This window comes from Oceanihabitans sp. 2_MG-2023 (assembly GCF_030547245.1).
Classification (GTDB): Bacteria; Bacteroidota; Bacteroidia; order Flavobacteriales; family Flavobacteriaceae; genus Oceanihabitans.
The window spans coordinates 21,105-36,792 of record NZ_JAUOQT010000007.1; the positions used below are offsets into that span (position 1 = coordinate 21,105).

The 15,688-nt window shown below is 30.9% G+C and carries 14 protein-coding genes; 5 read left to right on the forward strand and 9 right to left on the reverse strand.

The window, feature by feature from the left end; all coding sequences use genetic code 11:
- The first annotated feature begins 2 nt into the window (after window positions 1–2).
- From Q4512_RS13690 to Q4512_RS13710, 5 genes are read left to right on the forward strand one after another with little or no spacing between them, the layout of a single operon-like run.
- Complete coding sequence (locus Q4512_RS13690; RefSeq protein WP_303425670.1) at window positions 3–3,059, forward strand: hypothetical protein; 3,057 nt, start codon at window positions 3–5, stop codon at window positions 3,057–3,059.
- Window positions 3,037–3,984 (forward strand): C25 family cysteine peptidase, encoded by a 948-nt coding sequence (locus Q4512_RS13695; protein ID WP_303425671.1) that lies wholly within the window; start codon window positions 3,037–3,039, stop codon window positions 3,982–3,984. The genes Q4512_RS13690 and Q4512_RS13695 overlap by 23 nt, the downstream gene beginning before the upstream one ends.
- Window positions 3,981–4,214: an acyl carrier protein gene (locus tag Q4512_RS13700; RefSeq protein ID WP_303425673.1), complete on the forward strand. Its 234-nt coding sequence runs from the start codon at window positions 3,981–3,983 to the stop codon at window positions 4,212–4,214. Before Q4512_RS13695 ends, Q4512_RS13700 begins: the two co-directional genes overlap by 4 nt.
- Window positions 4,201–5,349: a beta-ketoacyl-[acyl-carrier-protein] synthase family protein gene (locus tag Q4512_RS13705; protein WP_303425675.1), complete on the forward strand. Its 1,149-nt coding sequence runs from the start codon at window positions 4,201–4,203 to the stop codon at window positions 5,347–5,349. The genes Q4512_RS13700 and Q4512_RS13705 overlap by 14 nt, the downstream gene beginning before the upstream one ends.
- Entirely contained in the window at window positions 5,340–5,789 is a 450-nt protein-coding gene (locus tag Q4512_RS13710; RefSeq protein WP_303425676.1) for a hypothetical protein, read from the forward strand. Before Q4512_RS13705 ends, Q4512_RS13710 begins: the two co-directional genes overlap by 10 nt.
- A gap of 122 nt (window positions 5,790–5,911) precedes the next feature.
- On the opposite strand, the gene Q4512_RS13715 is transcribed toward Q4512_RS13710, so the two are convergent.
- From Q4512_RS13715 to Q4512_RS13755, 9 genes are all read right to left on the reverse strand, one after another.
- Complete coding sequence (locus tag Q4512_RS13715; RefSeq protein ID WP_303425678.1) at window positions 5,912–7,402, reverse strand: carboxypeptidase-like regulatory domain-containing protein; 1,491 nt, start codon at window positions 7,400–7,402, stop codon at window positions 5,912–5,914.
- A 113-nt stretch (window positions 7,403–7,515) separates the two neighbouring features.
- Window positions 7,516–8,238 carry a YebC/PmpR family DNA-binding transcriptional regulator gene (locus Q4512_RS13720; protein WP_303425680.1) on the reverse strand — a complete coding sequence of 241 codons (723 nt, stop codon included), beginning with the start codon at window positions 8,236–8,238 and terminating at the stop codon, window positions 7,516–7,518.
- 78 nt (window positions 8,239–8,316) lie between these two features.
- On the reverse strand, window positions 8,317–9,354 hold the full coding sequence (locus Q4512_RS13725; protein ID WP_303425682.1) for a hypothetical protein: 1,038 nt from the start codon (window positions 9,352–9,354) through the stop codon (window positions 8,317–8,319).
- A 6-nt stretch (window positions 9,355–9,360) separates the two neighbouring features.
- Window positions 9,361–11,400, reverse strand: coding sequence for a carboxy terminal-processing peptidase (locus Q4512_RS13730; protein ID WP_303425683.1), 2,040 nt, complete (start codon window positions 11,398–11,400; stop codon window positions 9,361–9,363).
- A 23-nt stretch (window positions 11,401–11,423) separates the two neighbouring features.
- Window positions 11,424–11,714, reverse strand: a complete 291-nt coding sequence (locus tag Q4512_RS13735; RefSeq protein ID WP_407941822.1) for a 4a-hydroxytetrahydrobiopterin dehydratase — start codon at window positions 11,712–11,714, stop codon at window positions 11,424–11,426.
- Window positions 11,715–11,737: 23 nt separating this feature from the next.
- On the reverse strand, window positions 11,738–12,565 hold the full coding sequence (locus Q4512_RS13740; RefSeq protein ID WP_303425685.1) for a sugar nucleotide-binding protein: 828 nt from the start codon (window positions 12,563–12,565) through the stop codon (window positions 11,738–11,740).
- A 15-nt stretch (window positions 12,566–12,580) separates the two neighbouring features.
- Window positions 12,581–13,495 (reverse strand): glutaminase, encoded by a 915-nt coding sequence (locus tag Q4512_RS13745; protein ID WP_303425687.1) that lies wholly within the window; start codon window positions 13,493–13,495, stop codon window positions 12,581–12,583.
- 1 nt (window position 13,496) lies between these two features.
- A complete protein-coding gene (gene gcvT / locus Q4512_RS13750) occupies window positions 13,497–14,567 on the reverse strand; it encodes a glycine cleavage system aminomethyltransferase GcvT (protein WP_303425689.1) in 1,071 nt (356 codons plus the stop codon).
- Between the two features lie 202 nt (window positions 14,568–14,769).
- Window positions 14,770–15,486 (reverse strand): FISUMP domain-containing protein, encoded by a 717-nt coding sequence (locus Q4512_RS13755; protein WP_303425690.1) that lies wholly within the window; start codon window positions 15,484–15,486, stop codon window positions 14,770–14,772.
- Between the last annotated feature and the right edge of the window lie 202 nt (window positions 15,487–15,688).

A 15,688-nucleotide genomic window follows, 5' to 3' on the forward strand; every position in this document is an offset into this window, starting at 1 on the left:
CCATGGGTAAGAAAAAAACCACTTCGGGAAAATCTGCTCCGAAAAAAAAGACAGTTTCACAAAAGGGTACTAAAGCAGAATTAAAAAAAGTTGAAACACGAAAAAAAAACCTTAGCAAAACTAAATTCGTAACAGGAAAAAATGCTATTATAACAGCATTAGAATCTGCTTCTTTTAGAAGTAAAAAATCGGTAACAGATGCTGTTAAAAAATGTAAGTACAAAGCAGTAGAACTTGCTCCTGCAGTAAGAATGATGTTTCAAGAAAGCGAAAACAAGGCGGTTAAACTATCCGAATCCTATGCAAAAACCATTAAAGACCCAAAAGATCATAGAGAATTCTTTCAAGGTGTTGCACAAATGGAAAAAAAAGAAAGATGCGCAGTTATTAAAGGATATCGTAACGCAAATCAAGGTAGAGGAGTAGTCCATGCTATGAGCCAATTGCCTAGGCAACAATGCAGAACCATAATGCAGGATTTTGTATTTGATGATAAAGGAAATAAAGACAATAATGGCATTAATGAAGTGATGATTTGGCTTCGAGATGCTGGTGCACAAATACGAAAAATTGAAGGACACACACCTGTTTTTTCTGATGGAGAAACTGATGATGCAGTTGTTGAATTTTTTGAAGATGTAGCCGATTTTATAAGAGAAGCTATTACAACTATTGTTGACGAACTTACAGGTTTTTTTGAAGATTTAGTAGATGCTTTTGTAGAAGCCGTAAATTGGGTAGTAGAAGAAGTAGCAAGTCTTGCTAGAGCTTTAGTCGAAGCTGGACAAGAATTATGGAAGATACTAAAAGCCGCTGCAGAATATACTTTTTCTGTAGTCAAAAAATTTGTAGAAGCCATAAAACTAATAGGCAAAACTTTTATAGATATTATGGAAGATGTTTTCGCTTTTGCCAAAGATATTATTGAAGCCGTAATTAAAGCCATCGATCAACTTGGTGAAGTATTAGCAGACTTATTAAAATGGCTAGCAACAAAAACATACGAGTTTATTAAAGCTGGAGTGGAAGCTTTAATTAGTATTGGTAAAACTATTGGTAATATTCTCAATCAAGCACTTCAATTTGGTATTACACTTATTAGAAATACGGTTAGAGTACTTATCGAAATAGGGGAAACTATTGGCTCTATTTTAGTAACATTGGTTACCCGCCCTAGAGATTTGGTAAATGAAGTAGTTAGAGCTTTTACCGAATTAGGAAATACTTTATCCGAAATTATTCAAGAAACTGCAAATGCTGCTGCCGATTTTGTAAATGAAGTAGTTAGAGCAGCTTCAGAAATAGGTACCGCTTTAGTAGAGTTTACAGATTTTATTATCGATACTACTAAAGAATTAGCAAATAAGGTTGTAGAAGGTTTATTAGCGGCTGGTAGAACATTAATCGAATTAATTTCAACTATTGCTAATAAAAGTATTGCGGCAATTAAAAAAATTGTTGAAGCTGCTTTCGAACTTGGTAAATCTATGGTAACTATTTTAAAAGATGTGTTTGATTTAACAGTCGATCTTTTAAAAGAGACCATTAAAGCAATGCTCGAACTTGGTAAAAAAATTGCCGAATTTACAAAAGCTATGATTGAGTTTACGTATAGAAGTGCAGCAAGACTAATTGAAGCTGCAATTGCTGCAGGAGCTACTATTGCAGATATTTTAGAATCTGTAATAGAAGAAACTTATTTTGTATTCCGAAAAATTGTTAATGGCATTTTACAGGCTTTAGGTCCTGTAGGAGATATTTTTGAATGGTTAATTGCAAGAGGCGAAGCTTTAGCTTCCGAAATTTGGAGACAAACTGTTTTAGCAATTCGATTTGTAAAAGAATCGGTTACAGAAATTATGGACTGGGCTTTAGAACAAGCAGACACCATTTTTGATAGAATTTTAGAACTTGTTGAAGATATTGGAAGTAGAATTTCTGAAGTGATTGATTGGGCAATTGCTGTAGGTGATGAAGCTTTAGAACTTCTAGGAGAAGCCACAGAACGTATTGGTAATTCTATTAATTATGTATTAAATTATCTCGAAAATGATTTTATTCCTGGAATCCGAAAATTTGTAGAAGGCGCTTTAAGAGCAGCAAGTGCTATTGCAGGTTTAATTTCTTGGGTTGCTAATAAAACATTAGAAATAATGAAAGAAGTTATACTTGGTGCCTTAGCAGCTGGAGTTGCTTTAGTTACTTTATTAACCGAAGTAATGTTACATCCTGATCAAGCACTAGATAATTTTATTGCTGCAACTAGAGATATTGGTAACTCCTTACAAGATATTTATCAATCTGTTTTAGATACTGGAGAAGAATTTATAGAAGAAGTTACTCAAACGCTTCAAGAATTAGGAGAGTCAGTAGAAGAGATGTTGGAAGCTGTATTTGAAGTAAGTGCTGGAATGTTAGGTGCTACAATATCTGTGCTATTTGAAATGCTCGGTAGTTATCGAAGTTTAACTGCAGATGAAATAGCAGATGGTCAATTTGTATTTGGAGATTCTATTGATTGGGATAATACATTTATTGCCAAAGAAGGTCCGTTAAATGATATTGTTTTTGGAATACAAGATTTCTTTACAGGTAATCCAAATTCACGTGCCTTTGTAACTGGTAACTTAATTAATTTTGATGTAGATGATGATTTTAGTAGAGCTACTTTAGTTCATGAATTAACGCATGTTTGGCAAAACCAAAATATAGGACCTGTTTACTTAGCACATGCAGTTGCAGCACAATTAGTTGGTGCAGGTTACAATTATGGTTATAATGAAGGGGATAGCGATGTTGGTATTAATATTCCTAATGCATATTTTACACCCGTTGGAACACCACCATCAACAACTTTGTCTAATGCTTCCGAAGGAAGATTTACAGGAGCAGGAGGAGAAACTGTTTTAGATAATGCTACTTCTTTTAGTGATTTTAATGAAGAACAACAAGGTCAAGTATTAATGCAATACTTTGTTAGAGCTCGATTGTTAGGTCAAACAGGTGCAGATATTAATAGATTTATTCCTTTTATAGATGAAGTTAAAGCAGCAGCATAAAACAATTTTAATTGTTAAACCACAATTTTCTTCCGATGTTAAATCGGAAGAAAATTTTATCCTACTTCAAAACACCTATAAAAAGTATGGTATAGAAGTGCATGTAATTTCATATAATATACGTCCTAGTTATAATGAAATTCAAAGTCAAGTGCAAAATCAAGATGCAGTTTTGCTTATTGGTGATGCTAAATGTTATCCAAAAAACGCTTTAAAATTTCCATTTATTAAAACTTCAGAAAATAAAAATATACCAATTGCTTGGTTACCAATTCGTAATAGTGAAGACCTTTTCACCTTTTCTAAAACAATAAATGAAGTACATGGTAGAAAGCAAGACCAATGTGCAGTAGCATTACTATCGCAAAAACATCCTAGGTTTACTAGAATTGTAGATCGAATGGCAACAATACTTAATGCGCCAAGTTTATCACCATATAAATGGAGTAGTAATTTGTTATTAAGAGAAAGTATGATTGAAGGTCTCGAAAGTGGGTTAGGTTTAGCAACTTACTTTGGGCATGGAAGACCAATTGGCTGGGTGGGTTACTATGGTTTACGTTCACATCATTTTGAAAACAAAAAAGCAAAACCGGTAGGAGCTTTACTTTCCTTATGTTGTAAAACGGCAAGTAGAAAAAACACAGCTATTTCTTTTTGTGAACAATTGGTTTTAGATGGAAAAACAGCAGTAAGTTTTGGAGCGGTTGATAGTACATTACATACCGATAATACTAGATGGTCTGTTGGGATTACGAAAGCGTTATTAAGTGGCGCAAATACGATTGCCGAATTAATAGTTCAGGCTACTCCCAAAAACCTTTCATCATACACACATTACCGATTAATTGGAGATCCTTTAGCGCCAATTTATTCTACAAAGGAAACAGCATTATTTGCTAATAATATTAAAACGTACCCATGAAAAATATAATAAATACCATATTATCTCATTTTAAAGATGTAAAACCTACTTTAAAAATAGAGTCTAACGATTCTAATTTTAAATATGAATTAGGTGTAGATTCTTTAGATATGGCAGAGTTTATAGCTAGAATAGAGCAAGAGTATAGAATTGAAATTCCAGACGAAGATTGGTCGCAAATAGCTAGTATAAATTTACTCGCAAAATATATAGCAAATGCTAACCAATAATAATATAGCAGTAACAGGCCTTGGTGTTGTTTGTTCGCTGGCAAATAATATAAACGATTTTTGGAGTGCATTGTTAAATGATAGCTGCGGAATAAAAAACTGGGAAGATTTAAAACATTTAGATTTTAAATATACGCATGCTTCTCGTGTAGAAAACTTTGAATGTGATGCCTTACAAAGAGGATTTCTTTTTTCGGTTGCAGCAATAGATCAAGCCATACAACAAGCAAAAGTTGCATCTCAAGAAAAATGGGGATTGTTTTTAGGAACTACAATGGGAGAATCTGCTGCTTTTGAAGCAATAGCAGAAAAAAATAAGACATTAATTCCTGAAGATTATACAGGCTTTGGTATTTGTAAACGTTTGCAGCAAAAATACCCTAAAATTAAAACTTTTCAATGTTTTGCTACAGCTTGTGCAGCTGGAAATTACGCGTTAAATGCAGGATTAGATGCTTTGCGTAAAGGTGATATTACTATTGCTATAGTTGGTGGAGTAGATCCTTTTTCTAAAATAGCAATGACTGGTTTTAGTAGAAGTAGGGCCATGAGTCCTTCTGGGATTTGTAAGCCTTTTGATCTAGATAGAGATGGAATGATTTTAGGAGAAGGAGCAGGTTTCTTGGTGCTTGAAAAAGTAGAAAATGCTACCAAAAGAAATACGAATGTTCTAGCTATTATTAACGATTGTGCCTTATCTTGTGATGCATATCATCCTACTGCACCAAAACCAGATGCTTCTGGAATTATAGATTGTTTTAATCAAATATTAAAAAATAATGTTCTTAAACATTCTAAAATAGATTGGATTTCAGCACATGGAACAGGTACTAAATTATCTGACCAATCGGAAGCAAAAGCAATTTCTAATGTTTTTAAAGCCTACAAGCCTTATGTTTCTAGTATTAAACCTAAAATTGGGCATACCTTAGGTGCAGCAACTGCAATTGAAGCTATTGTTTCTGTGCTTTCTATTCAACATAATACAATTCCACATACAATAAATCATACCAATTCAGAATTTGATATTCGTATTCCGAAGCAACCCGTTTACACGGAAGTAAATCACGTATTAAATTGTGGTTATGCCTTTGGAGGATTAAATTCTATAAGCTTATTTTCATCATGGAATTAAATTGGAATACCTACGAAACAACTGGAAATACAGAAGCGGACTTGGCTAAAAAATTTGTTGATGCTATTCATGTTGAAAACAATTTCGAGTTTTATGGTAACCAAACTGCGGTATGTTTTATTACTTTAAACGCAGGAACTTTTTCTTCTATTGCATTTTGGGAAAACGCTTTAGAGCATAGTCCACGTTTTGCTAACCCAGGAATTTTTCCTTGGACACTTGCAAATGCAACTTCTGGTTATATTGCTAGAAAATTTTCTATTACAGGACCTAATTATACCATTATAGATAATAGAATTAATGAAAAGCAATTGATTTCTAATTTTAAAACAGATGTATTAAAGTATTCTATAAAAAATGTATTCTGTGTGTATTGGGATATAAAAAAAACAAACAAGCAATTTTCTTTAATTGCTAAATGGTCGTTAATTTTGGCATAATATTTGAAAATAAATAACCAGTAGGAACTAGTGAAACATAAAGTAAACTATAAGTCTCTAAAAAGAAACATTAGTTGTACTACTTACAAAAGCTATTTTAATTTAAGTTGAAGTAGCTTTTTTTAGTTTGCTTCTTCTGGTGTTACTTTAAAGTTTTTCATATCATTTAAAGGTTCTAAAACATTATAATCTTTCCATATGGAAGCATCATATGTTTTAGGGTTTTCAAAATCAATTCTAGTTTTTTCGGTGTAGTTATTATAATTGTTAGCTTCTATATCTTTTCTAGAAATAATTAATAGTTCTGATTTGCCCTTAAAAGTTCCTTCAATTTTAAAATTAAAGGCAACTTTATTTCGAGAATTTTCATTTTCAATAAACTTAATAGGTCTGTTAACATAAAAGTATCTATCAATTTGTTTATTTATATAACTAGGGTAGTAGTAGTTGTCTTCTCCCTTTTTATAAACGACAATTCCTTTCTGGTTTTTTTCAATATATTTAATGCCGAATAAAAGCCTTAAGTTTAATTTTTCACCAACTCGGTTTTCATAAAAAGTATAATCTGCTCGAATCACAGCAAAATTTTCGTTAGATACATACATCGTTCCAGTATATAATGCAGAAGATCTTTTTGGTTGAAAGTCTATAATGTATACCATTTCGCTATCTAAAAAAGTGACATCTCTAAGCGTGTATTTATATTTTTTTGAATTTGTAACAAAGTCTAAACCAGCATCCGGATTTGCAAAATTACTGTTACTTATTAGACTAAAGCTTTCTTTTTTAGCATAACGTAACGTGTTTACAGTATCCTGTCTTTTTTTTATTTCTTCTTTATTTAAGGTTGCCGAGTCTGTAACTTTAAAAAAACCAGATTTTACAGTATACATTTTATCTTTATCTAAATGTTTCATTACAATTTCTTGTCCGCGTTCGGCAAGACTTTCCATGGATTGATCATTTTTTTCATCTCGTAAGCTAATAGCTTTTTCTACTTCTAATTTAGCATTGTCTTTATCTAAAACCTTTAGTTGTCCAACAAAATCAGTATATTGTTTGGAGGTATTATTGACAAGTGAAGTTTCGAGTTTGTCAAAATCATCATTAAATGCTTGTAACTGTTTTCTTTTAAAACCTGTGGATTTTTTAATTTCAAAATCGGCCAAATCACCAACGATATAATCTGTTTTTCTGCTAAATATTTTAAATTCATTTAAATCTAATCGGTAATTATTTTTAACATTAGTATTTACATAATATATAATAGAATCTGCAGATAACGCGGTATGGTTTAAAAACACTTCAGATAGTTCATTTACTTTTTCTTTTAAGACATATTCTTTAGCGGTAAAGTTTTGAAGTAAAAAACCATTTTTTTCGAACCCTAAACAAGAAATAGTAACCGAATCAGTTTCTTTAAAACCTTTAGTATCTATGGTAAAGTTACCTTCTTCATTAGAAATCACACCATAGTCATTACCAATTTGAATTGTCGCAAAAGGAATTTCTTCATTAGTAGAAGATATAACTTTACCAGAAATGGTTTGAGCATGTGTAAGGTTGCTAAATAGGGTTAAACAAAGAAGCGATATAGCATATTTAAATTTCATAAAGATGTTTATTTAGTATAACGATTTACAATACATAATGTTACAAAAAAAACCTAAACTAATTGTTTAGGTTTTCTTAAATTTATAAATATTTATTAGTCAACATATTTTCATTATTCTTCTGTAGATTCTTCCATAGTATGATATACATTTTGCACATCATCATTATCATCTAATTTTTCTAAAAGTTTCTCTACATCTGCTGCTTGTTCTGGAGTTAGTTTTTTAGTTACTTGTGGAATACGTTCAAAACCAGAAGAAAGAATTTCAATTTCACGAGATTCTAATTCTGCTTGAATAGCACCAAAACTTTCAAAAGGCGCGTAGATTAAAATGCCGTCATCGTCTGCAAAAACTTCTTCTGCACCAAAATCGATAAATTCTAATTCTAATTCTTCTGGGTCTAATCCTTCGGCATTAATTCTAAAATTACAAGTATGATCGAACATAAATACAACAGAGCCAGAAGTACCTAAACTACCATCACATTTATTAAAATAACTTCTTACATCTGCAACAGTTCGTGTATTGTTATCTGTAGCAGTTTCTACTAAAACGGCAATTCCATGTGGTGCATAACCTTCAAAAACAACTTCTTTATAATCTCCTTGACTTTTATCACTAGCTCTTTTAATGGCACGTTCTACATTGTCTTTAGGCATGTTTACTGCCTTTGCATTTTGAATAACAGCTCTTAGGCGTGAATTACTATCTGGATCTGGTCCTCCTTCTTTAACAGCCATTACAATATCTTTACCAATACGTGTAAAGGCTTTACTCATTGCAGACCAACGTTTCATTTTACGTGCTTTTCTAAATTCGAAAGCTCTTCCCATTTTAATATTATTTTTTGGTTTCCGCCAAAGCGAAAATTTTTAATTAATTATTTAGTATTACAAATTTAAAAAAAAACCTTAATCCTTAGGAATGTGCTTGTCTAAAAATTTATCTTTAGTAATATCTAATGTGTTAAATGCTTTTTGACGATTGTTATTTAGTATTGTATTTACTTTGTTATAGTTTTTTACAGCTTTGTTTATTTGCTTAACTTTATCGTTATAGTCGTCAATTTGTTTTTTAGTACGTTTTTTTTCTGGAGTTTTTTCTAAGGTATTACTAATGGTTTCCATATCGTCGTTTAATACTAAAAAATCTAATAACTGTGGCATTTTATTGTCTGCTTCATCTATAAAAAAATCAAAAATTGCTTTTGTAGCCTTTACTATGGTAGCATCATTTTTATATAAAGCTGTGTTTTCTAAAATAGTGATGCCTTCTTTTGCAGATTGGCTTAGTGCATTTGTGTTTTGTTGAATTGCGCTAATATCATTTTTTTCTAATGCTTCCATTAAATATATTTCATTAATATAGACTTTAAAAAAGATAAGATATAACTCATTATAATGATTAAATACTTCTCCCGAAATTTTCATTTTTTTACTTAAATCGGAATCACTTTCAATAATATTAATATCGTGTTTTTTAGCAAAAGCGTAAAAATTGTTTTCGTATTCTGCTTGCGCTTGTTCCATTTTTTCATCTGCCATTTCCTGAGCAAGAATGTATGCTTCCATTAAATCGTAGGATTGCTCTGCAATAGCTTTCATATCTAAAATTTCGGCGTAATCGTTATTTAAGATATTTTTATTAAAGGTTAAATGTTTTAGTACTTGGTTTTTATATTCGTCACCATCATAACCTTCTGCTTTTTGTACTTTAAGAAATGCTTTTTCTACAGATTTTAGTAACACTTTTCGTTTGCTAGCAATATTTTTATCATTTTTACTGTGGGCAATAGCCTTTGTATATTTCCAGTTGTTTTTTGCAATAACTTCTAATTCATCTCCAACAAATGTTAAGTAATCGGAAGGGTTGTCAAATTTTTGTGCAATACTATTTTGTGTTGAAAAACATAAAAGAATGACAATTAATATTTTAGTAAAGTTGTTCATAAATTATTAGTTAGGGTTTATAAAATTGCTAAGAATTAAATAGGCTTCATGAATATAAATGTCTTTAGATAAACTGCCTAATAGCATTTGGTTATTTGTTTTTTCATTTTCATTATAGCTTAATAACTCTGTAGTTGAAAGCGTATTGGAAACTGCAATTTTTGTTTCTGTTTTTTTATTATCGAAAATTGATTGCCACATGGTTTTGTAATCTTGCTCGTGTTTATATACATTATCTAATGTTAAAGCAAGGGAATCTTCGCTATAGTAATTTTCTAATAGTTTTTTATTTGCGGTTTTTACTAAAGCAAAATCTGCGCTTTTATTAACACGAGCATTACTTTTAGTAATTAGATTTGAGAAATTAATTTTTGGAAGCGGAACATGTTTAAGTGTTGCTAGAATGGTATCGTTAGGTAATGCATAAGGTTTATCTTTTTCATTAAACTTAAAATCATCGTAAATAGAAGGTAACTGGATATCTGGAATTACACCATTAGCCTGTAAACTCTTTCCTGTTACTCTATAAAATGCTTCGACAGTAATTTTACAAAAACCTAAATTATTTTTTTCGCTTAACGGAAGAATAACTTGCGCACTTGACTTACCATGTGTTGTAGAACCAACAAGAATTGCCCTATTATAATCTTGCAAAGTACTTGCAAAAAACTCGGAAGCAGAAGCACTATAATTATTTATTAATATTATTATAGGTTTATTAAAAAAAGTACCACGACTAGGGTCTCTAAAGGTAAACTGTTCGTTTTTATTATCCCTAATAATAGAAACTGGACCTTTGTTTATAAACATACCGCTTAGTTCTATAGCTTCTTGCATAGAACCTCCACCATTAAATCTTAAATCTATAATAAGTCCTTTTATATTTTCTTTTTGAAGTTTATATAATTCCTTAGCAAAATCGGTGGTTAATCCTCTTTTATTATAAGATTCTAAATTGGTGTAAAAACTTGGTATTTTAATATAACCGAAAGTAACATCTTCACCAATAATGTATCCTGTAATCGAATTCTCTTCAACTTTTAAAACCGTTTTGTTTAGCTCAATATCTAATATAGAACCATTACTTTTTTTAATTTTAAAAGTTACAGTTTTGTTGTGGCTGTTATTTAAAAATCGAATTATATCTTCGTTTTTTATACAATGAATTTGTAAAACATTGTCTTTTGAAGTTAATGATTTTATTACATCATCTTCTTCAAAAGCACCATTTTTAAAGGCTGAACTTCCTGGAATGATATGGCTAATTACAATTTCCCCGTTTTTATTTTTTTTAGTTAGTATACCAAATGTTTCTTGTTGAATGGCCAAGGAATTCTCAAACACCGTTTTCTCGGTTTCATTAAAATAAGTAGAATTTGGATCTTGGTATTGTATAAATGCATTCAAGAAATTTTCTGTAACCAAATTTGAAATTCCTCCTTCTTGGTTTAAAATTTCATAAAGTAAACAGATTTGATTATCTATTATTTTTTCTTTGTTTAAATTTTCAAAAGTTTTAAAATTTGCTTTTACATTTTCGAAAATAGAATCTTGGTCTATAATATCTAATATCAATAAATATCGTACTTTTTTAGACCAATATTTTTTTGAATCTTCTTCGTTTTTATAAAAACGCACATCTTTGTTTTGCGTAAAATTTAAAATATCTTTTCCCGAATAATCTAGTTCTTGTTGCTTTAAATTTTCTAAATACTCAATAGATTGCTCAATTCTTAAGGTTAATACTTGTATGTATTTCGTTATAAAGTCACAATTTTTATTTTCTAAATAATCATCTATTTGAAAAGCATCTGTCTTAAATTTTGCAATATCTTTTTGTGTAAAATATCGTTTGTCTGTATCTAAATTTTCTATAAATAATTTGAAAACATGTTTAGAAAGGCTATCGTTTATAGCTTTAGGTTTATAATGCGCAACTTTTATTAAAGAATCTAGAGCTGTTAATTGATTACAAAATACATGGTCTTGTGCATTTGTAAGTATAGGAATACAAAGTAAAAAAGAATAGAGTAGGTTTTTAAACATAAAAATGAAAGGAAGATAGTAAATTATTCGTCTTCTGGCACTACAATTGTTGCAATAGCTTCGGCTAGTTTAAAGTCCTTAATGGTAACTCCATTTACATCATGAGTTGAGAGGCTGATTTTTAGAACATTATAAACATTAGACCAATTTGGATGGTGGTTTAGTGCTTCACATTCAAAAGCAATTCTACTCATAGCACTAAAGCAATCTTTAAAATTATCGAATTCAAATTCTGCGTGAAGTGCATTTTCATAGAATTCCCAATCTGGAAAGTGTAACAAGCGTTTTTCAATATCTTCTTCCGAAATTTTCATTATTTGATGTCGTTTTATTCAAACTACAAAATACTCATTTTTAATACATCTTTACTCTCAATTTGTAAGTTTTTTGGCAATAGATTTTCTTTGGGTAAAACTGCTAGATATCTATCGTCATTTGTTGTGTAAACTTGTTTATAAATAGGATTGTATACTACTAGAGAAGTTACAATTTCTTTTATAAATTCATCATGATGTATTAGGTCTGTACTTCCTAAGTGAAAAATTCCTGATTTATTCCTATTGATGATATAATGTATTTGTTGCGAGAGTTTATCGTCTGTCGTTACATTTATTATTAAGTTAGGAAAAACCTCTATTGGCAGTTTTTCTTTTAGGTATGTTTTTATTTCTTCTATTCTTGGAGCACCTTGACCAAAAACCATAGGAACTCTTAAAATAGCCCATTTTCGTTTTGGTAAACGCATGAGCATATTTTCGATTTTGATTTTAAAATGGCCATAGATACTAGAGCTTAGAGTTTTGTCTAGCTCGTAACTTGGATAATTTTTATAGGCATCAAATACATTTGCAGACGACAAGAAAATAATCTTACAATCGTTTTGTTTTATATATTCAGAAATATGCTGATGTGCAATCGTTTGGGTTGCAAAGTTGCCGCGAAGCGCAGAAATAATAATACTAGGTTTTGTTGCTTCTAATATTTCTACGACATCATCTTCTTCGTGGTTGTAATGAAAAAATTGTTTGTTTTTTTCTAATACAGTACTGGATGTTGCATAGGTTCCAAAAACTCTAAAATAGGGATATAGTTCTTTGTAAATAGCATTACCAATAAAGCCATTTACACCTAAAACAAGTATTTTGTGTTTCTTTTTATTCGACATGAATCGAGCAAATCTTTAAAAAATAGAGAGTTTTGTTTTGGTCGTAAAAGCTTCTAAAGCTTGCATACCAATTTTAGAATTTCCTCTAGGATTTAATCCTGGAGACCAGGTAGAAATAACAAGATTATTAGGAAGTAGTGCAACAATTCCTCCGCCAACACCACTTTTTCCTGGTAAACCAACTTCAAAAGCAAACTCACCAGCTTCATCATAAAATCCACAAGTAAGCATAATGGCATTAATACGTTTTATCTGGCTAGCACTTAACCATTGTTTGTTTTGTAAACAAGTACCATGATTTGCAAATAAATAAAAAGCATTGGTTAATTGTTCACAGTTCATTTCGATAGCACATTGGTGAAAATAAAAATCCAGTACGGTATCTACATCATTTTCTAGATTGCGAAACGATTTTAAAAGGTTCGCTGCTGCAAAATTATTAAAACCTGTTGCTTTTTCTGATGCTGCTACCTCTAAATTATAATCAATCGTTTGATCGTTTGCTAAATCACGAACAAATTGTATTAAATCTTCTTTTGGATTTTCTAATTGTGAAACTAAAATGTCTGCTATTACAATAGCTCCTGAATTGATAAAGGGATTTCTTGGTATTCCATTTTCTAATTCTAATAAGGACAACTGATTAAATGGATCTCCAGAAGGTTCTACATCCATACGTTTCCAAAGTGCGTCTCCTTGTAATTGAAATGCTTTAGAAAGCGCAAATACTTTTGAAATACTTTGAATGGAAAACGGAACATGAGATTCTCCAACCGAAAAGCTTTCTCCAGAAATTAACTTTAAGTGAATACCAAAATTTTTGGCATCAATATGCGATAACTCAGGTATATAATTAGCTACCAATCCACGATCAATTTCATTTTTTAAATCGGTATGAATTGTATTAATTATTTGTTGAAAATCTTGCATGTTATCCTTTGTAAAATGGTAATTTAACAACTGTTGCAGGAACAGCATTTTTACGTATTTGAATATGTATTTTACTATTTACATCTGCAAATACTGTAGGCACATAACCAAGACCAATACCTTTGCCTAGCATTGGGCTCATGGTTCCAGAAGTTACATTGCCTATCTTTTTACCTTGACCATCTACAATATCATATCCTTGTCTAGGGATTCCTCTTTCGTCTAACTCAAAAGCGATAAGTTTACGTGTTGCACCACGACGTTTTTGGTCTGCTAAAGCTTCAGAGTTTGTAAATTCTTTGGTAAATTTAGTTACCCAACCTAAACCTGCTTCAATAGGAGAAGTGGTATCATCTATATCATTTCCGTACAGACAATATCCCATTTCTAAACGTAAAGTGTCTCTTGCAGCAAGTCCAATTGGTGTTGCTCCAGCTTCGGTTACTTTATCCCAAATTTGTTTGACTTCATTATTTTTACAATAAATTTCAAATCCGCCACTTCCTGTATAACCAGTAGCAGAAATAATTACGTTTTCAATTCCTGCAAAATCACCCACTTCAAAATTGTAAAATTTAATAGCTGCTAAGTCCTTACTAGTTAAAGTTTGCATAGCTTCAACAGCCTTTGGTCCTTGAATTGCAAGTAAAGAATAGTCTTCACTTAAATCACGCATTTCTGCATCTACAGTATTTTTAGAGCTAATCCAATTCCAATCTTTTTCAATATTACTTGCATTTACTACTAATAGATATTGCTCTTCTTTTAATTTATAGATGATTAAATCGTCAACAATTCCACCATCATCATTAGGTATACAGCTGTATTGCGCTTTTCCAATAGTAAGTTTACTAGCATCATTACTACAGGTTTTCTGAATTAAAGCGAGTGCATTAGGACCAGAAATTAAGAATTCTCCCATATGGCTCACATCAAAAACACCAACACTTTTTCTAACAGTTTCGTGTTCTATGTTAACGCCTTCGTATTGTACCGGCATGTTATAACCAGCAAAAGGAACCATTTTTGCTCCTAGAGCTTCGTGAGTAGCAGTTAATGCAGTATTTTTCATTGAAATGTATTTTATTGTTTCCATGAAAATGGAAAACTAGTTTTGTATTGTTTGAAAAACAAAAGTATTGAAAAAAAATGAGTTGCTTTTAGGAATTCTATTAATATGGAGTTAAAGTTAAATTTCTTCAACGCATATAAAAAAACGGCCTTTATCCAGGTAATTAAACAGATAAAGGCCGTTTATGTTTTTTAAGAAATCTTTAATTTTTGATACAGCGACATGCCAATCCAACAGTATTTTCAGTAGATTCTAATAACAAACGGGCTCTTTCAAAATCTAAATTGTAAGAAAAGGAATAATTAGAATTAGAGTTAGTAACAGTCGCAGACCACCATAGTCCTATATCTCCAAAATTTTGAAAATCCCCGTTAAAACCTTCTCTACTACGATAACCACTTGGAAGGGCATTGAATCCACTAGAATTATCTGCTCCTGTATTTGGGTAATTCCAAAATGTTGTTGTTTTCATTTTACCACCTGCAACCATTTCTCCACCTAGGTAATCTCCTAAAGTAGTCCAATCTGCAACCGTTGGTACACGCCATCCAGAAGGGCAAATTTCTACAGTATTTATAGCATACCAATTGTATAATTTCCCAAAGATATCTTCAAAGGTTGCATCATTATTATAATAACACCATGCTGGTTGTTCGGTGTAGTTTCCATTATTATAAATAGCACTCCATACTGATGTACTAGTTACTTCTTCAATATTTCCAGCATAGTTTAAATTTTCAGCAAACCATGTTTGATCGCCAATTTTTACTATATCGTAAACTTGTCCGTCGCGGGAATCTGTAATTGTTGTCTCTGTGTCCTCTGAGTTGTTAAGGTCTTTTATTTCATCTTCTATACAGCTTGTTGTTAAAAAGAAAGATAGTAAAATTGTAGTTGAAATTTTGGTTAAGTTTTTCATAGGTTTATTTAATTGATTAATAGTTTCTTACTCTATTTTAGTCTTTTCAGATTCCGACTTTTTTAATAAATTCGAAAATATGTATATTATTTGAAAATTAAATTTTTATTCGTCAATTTTTTCCCTTTCACTATTATTTTTTTTCATCATAATATATTCGGTTTTTCTTGTTTTAATTGGGGATTAATTTTTTAAGGCTAAA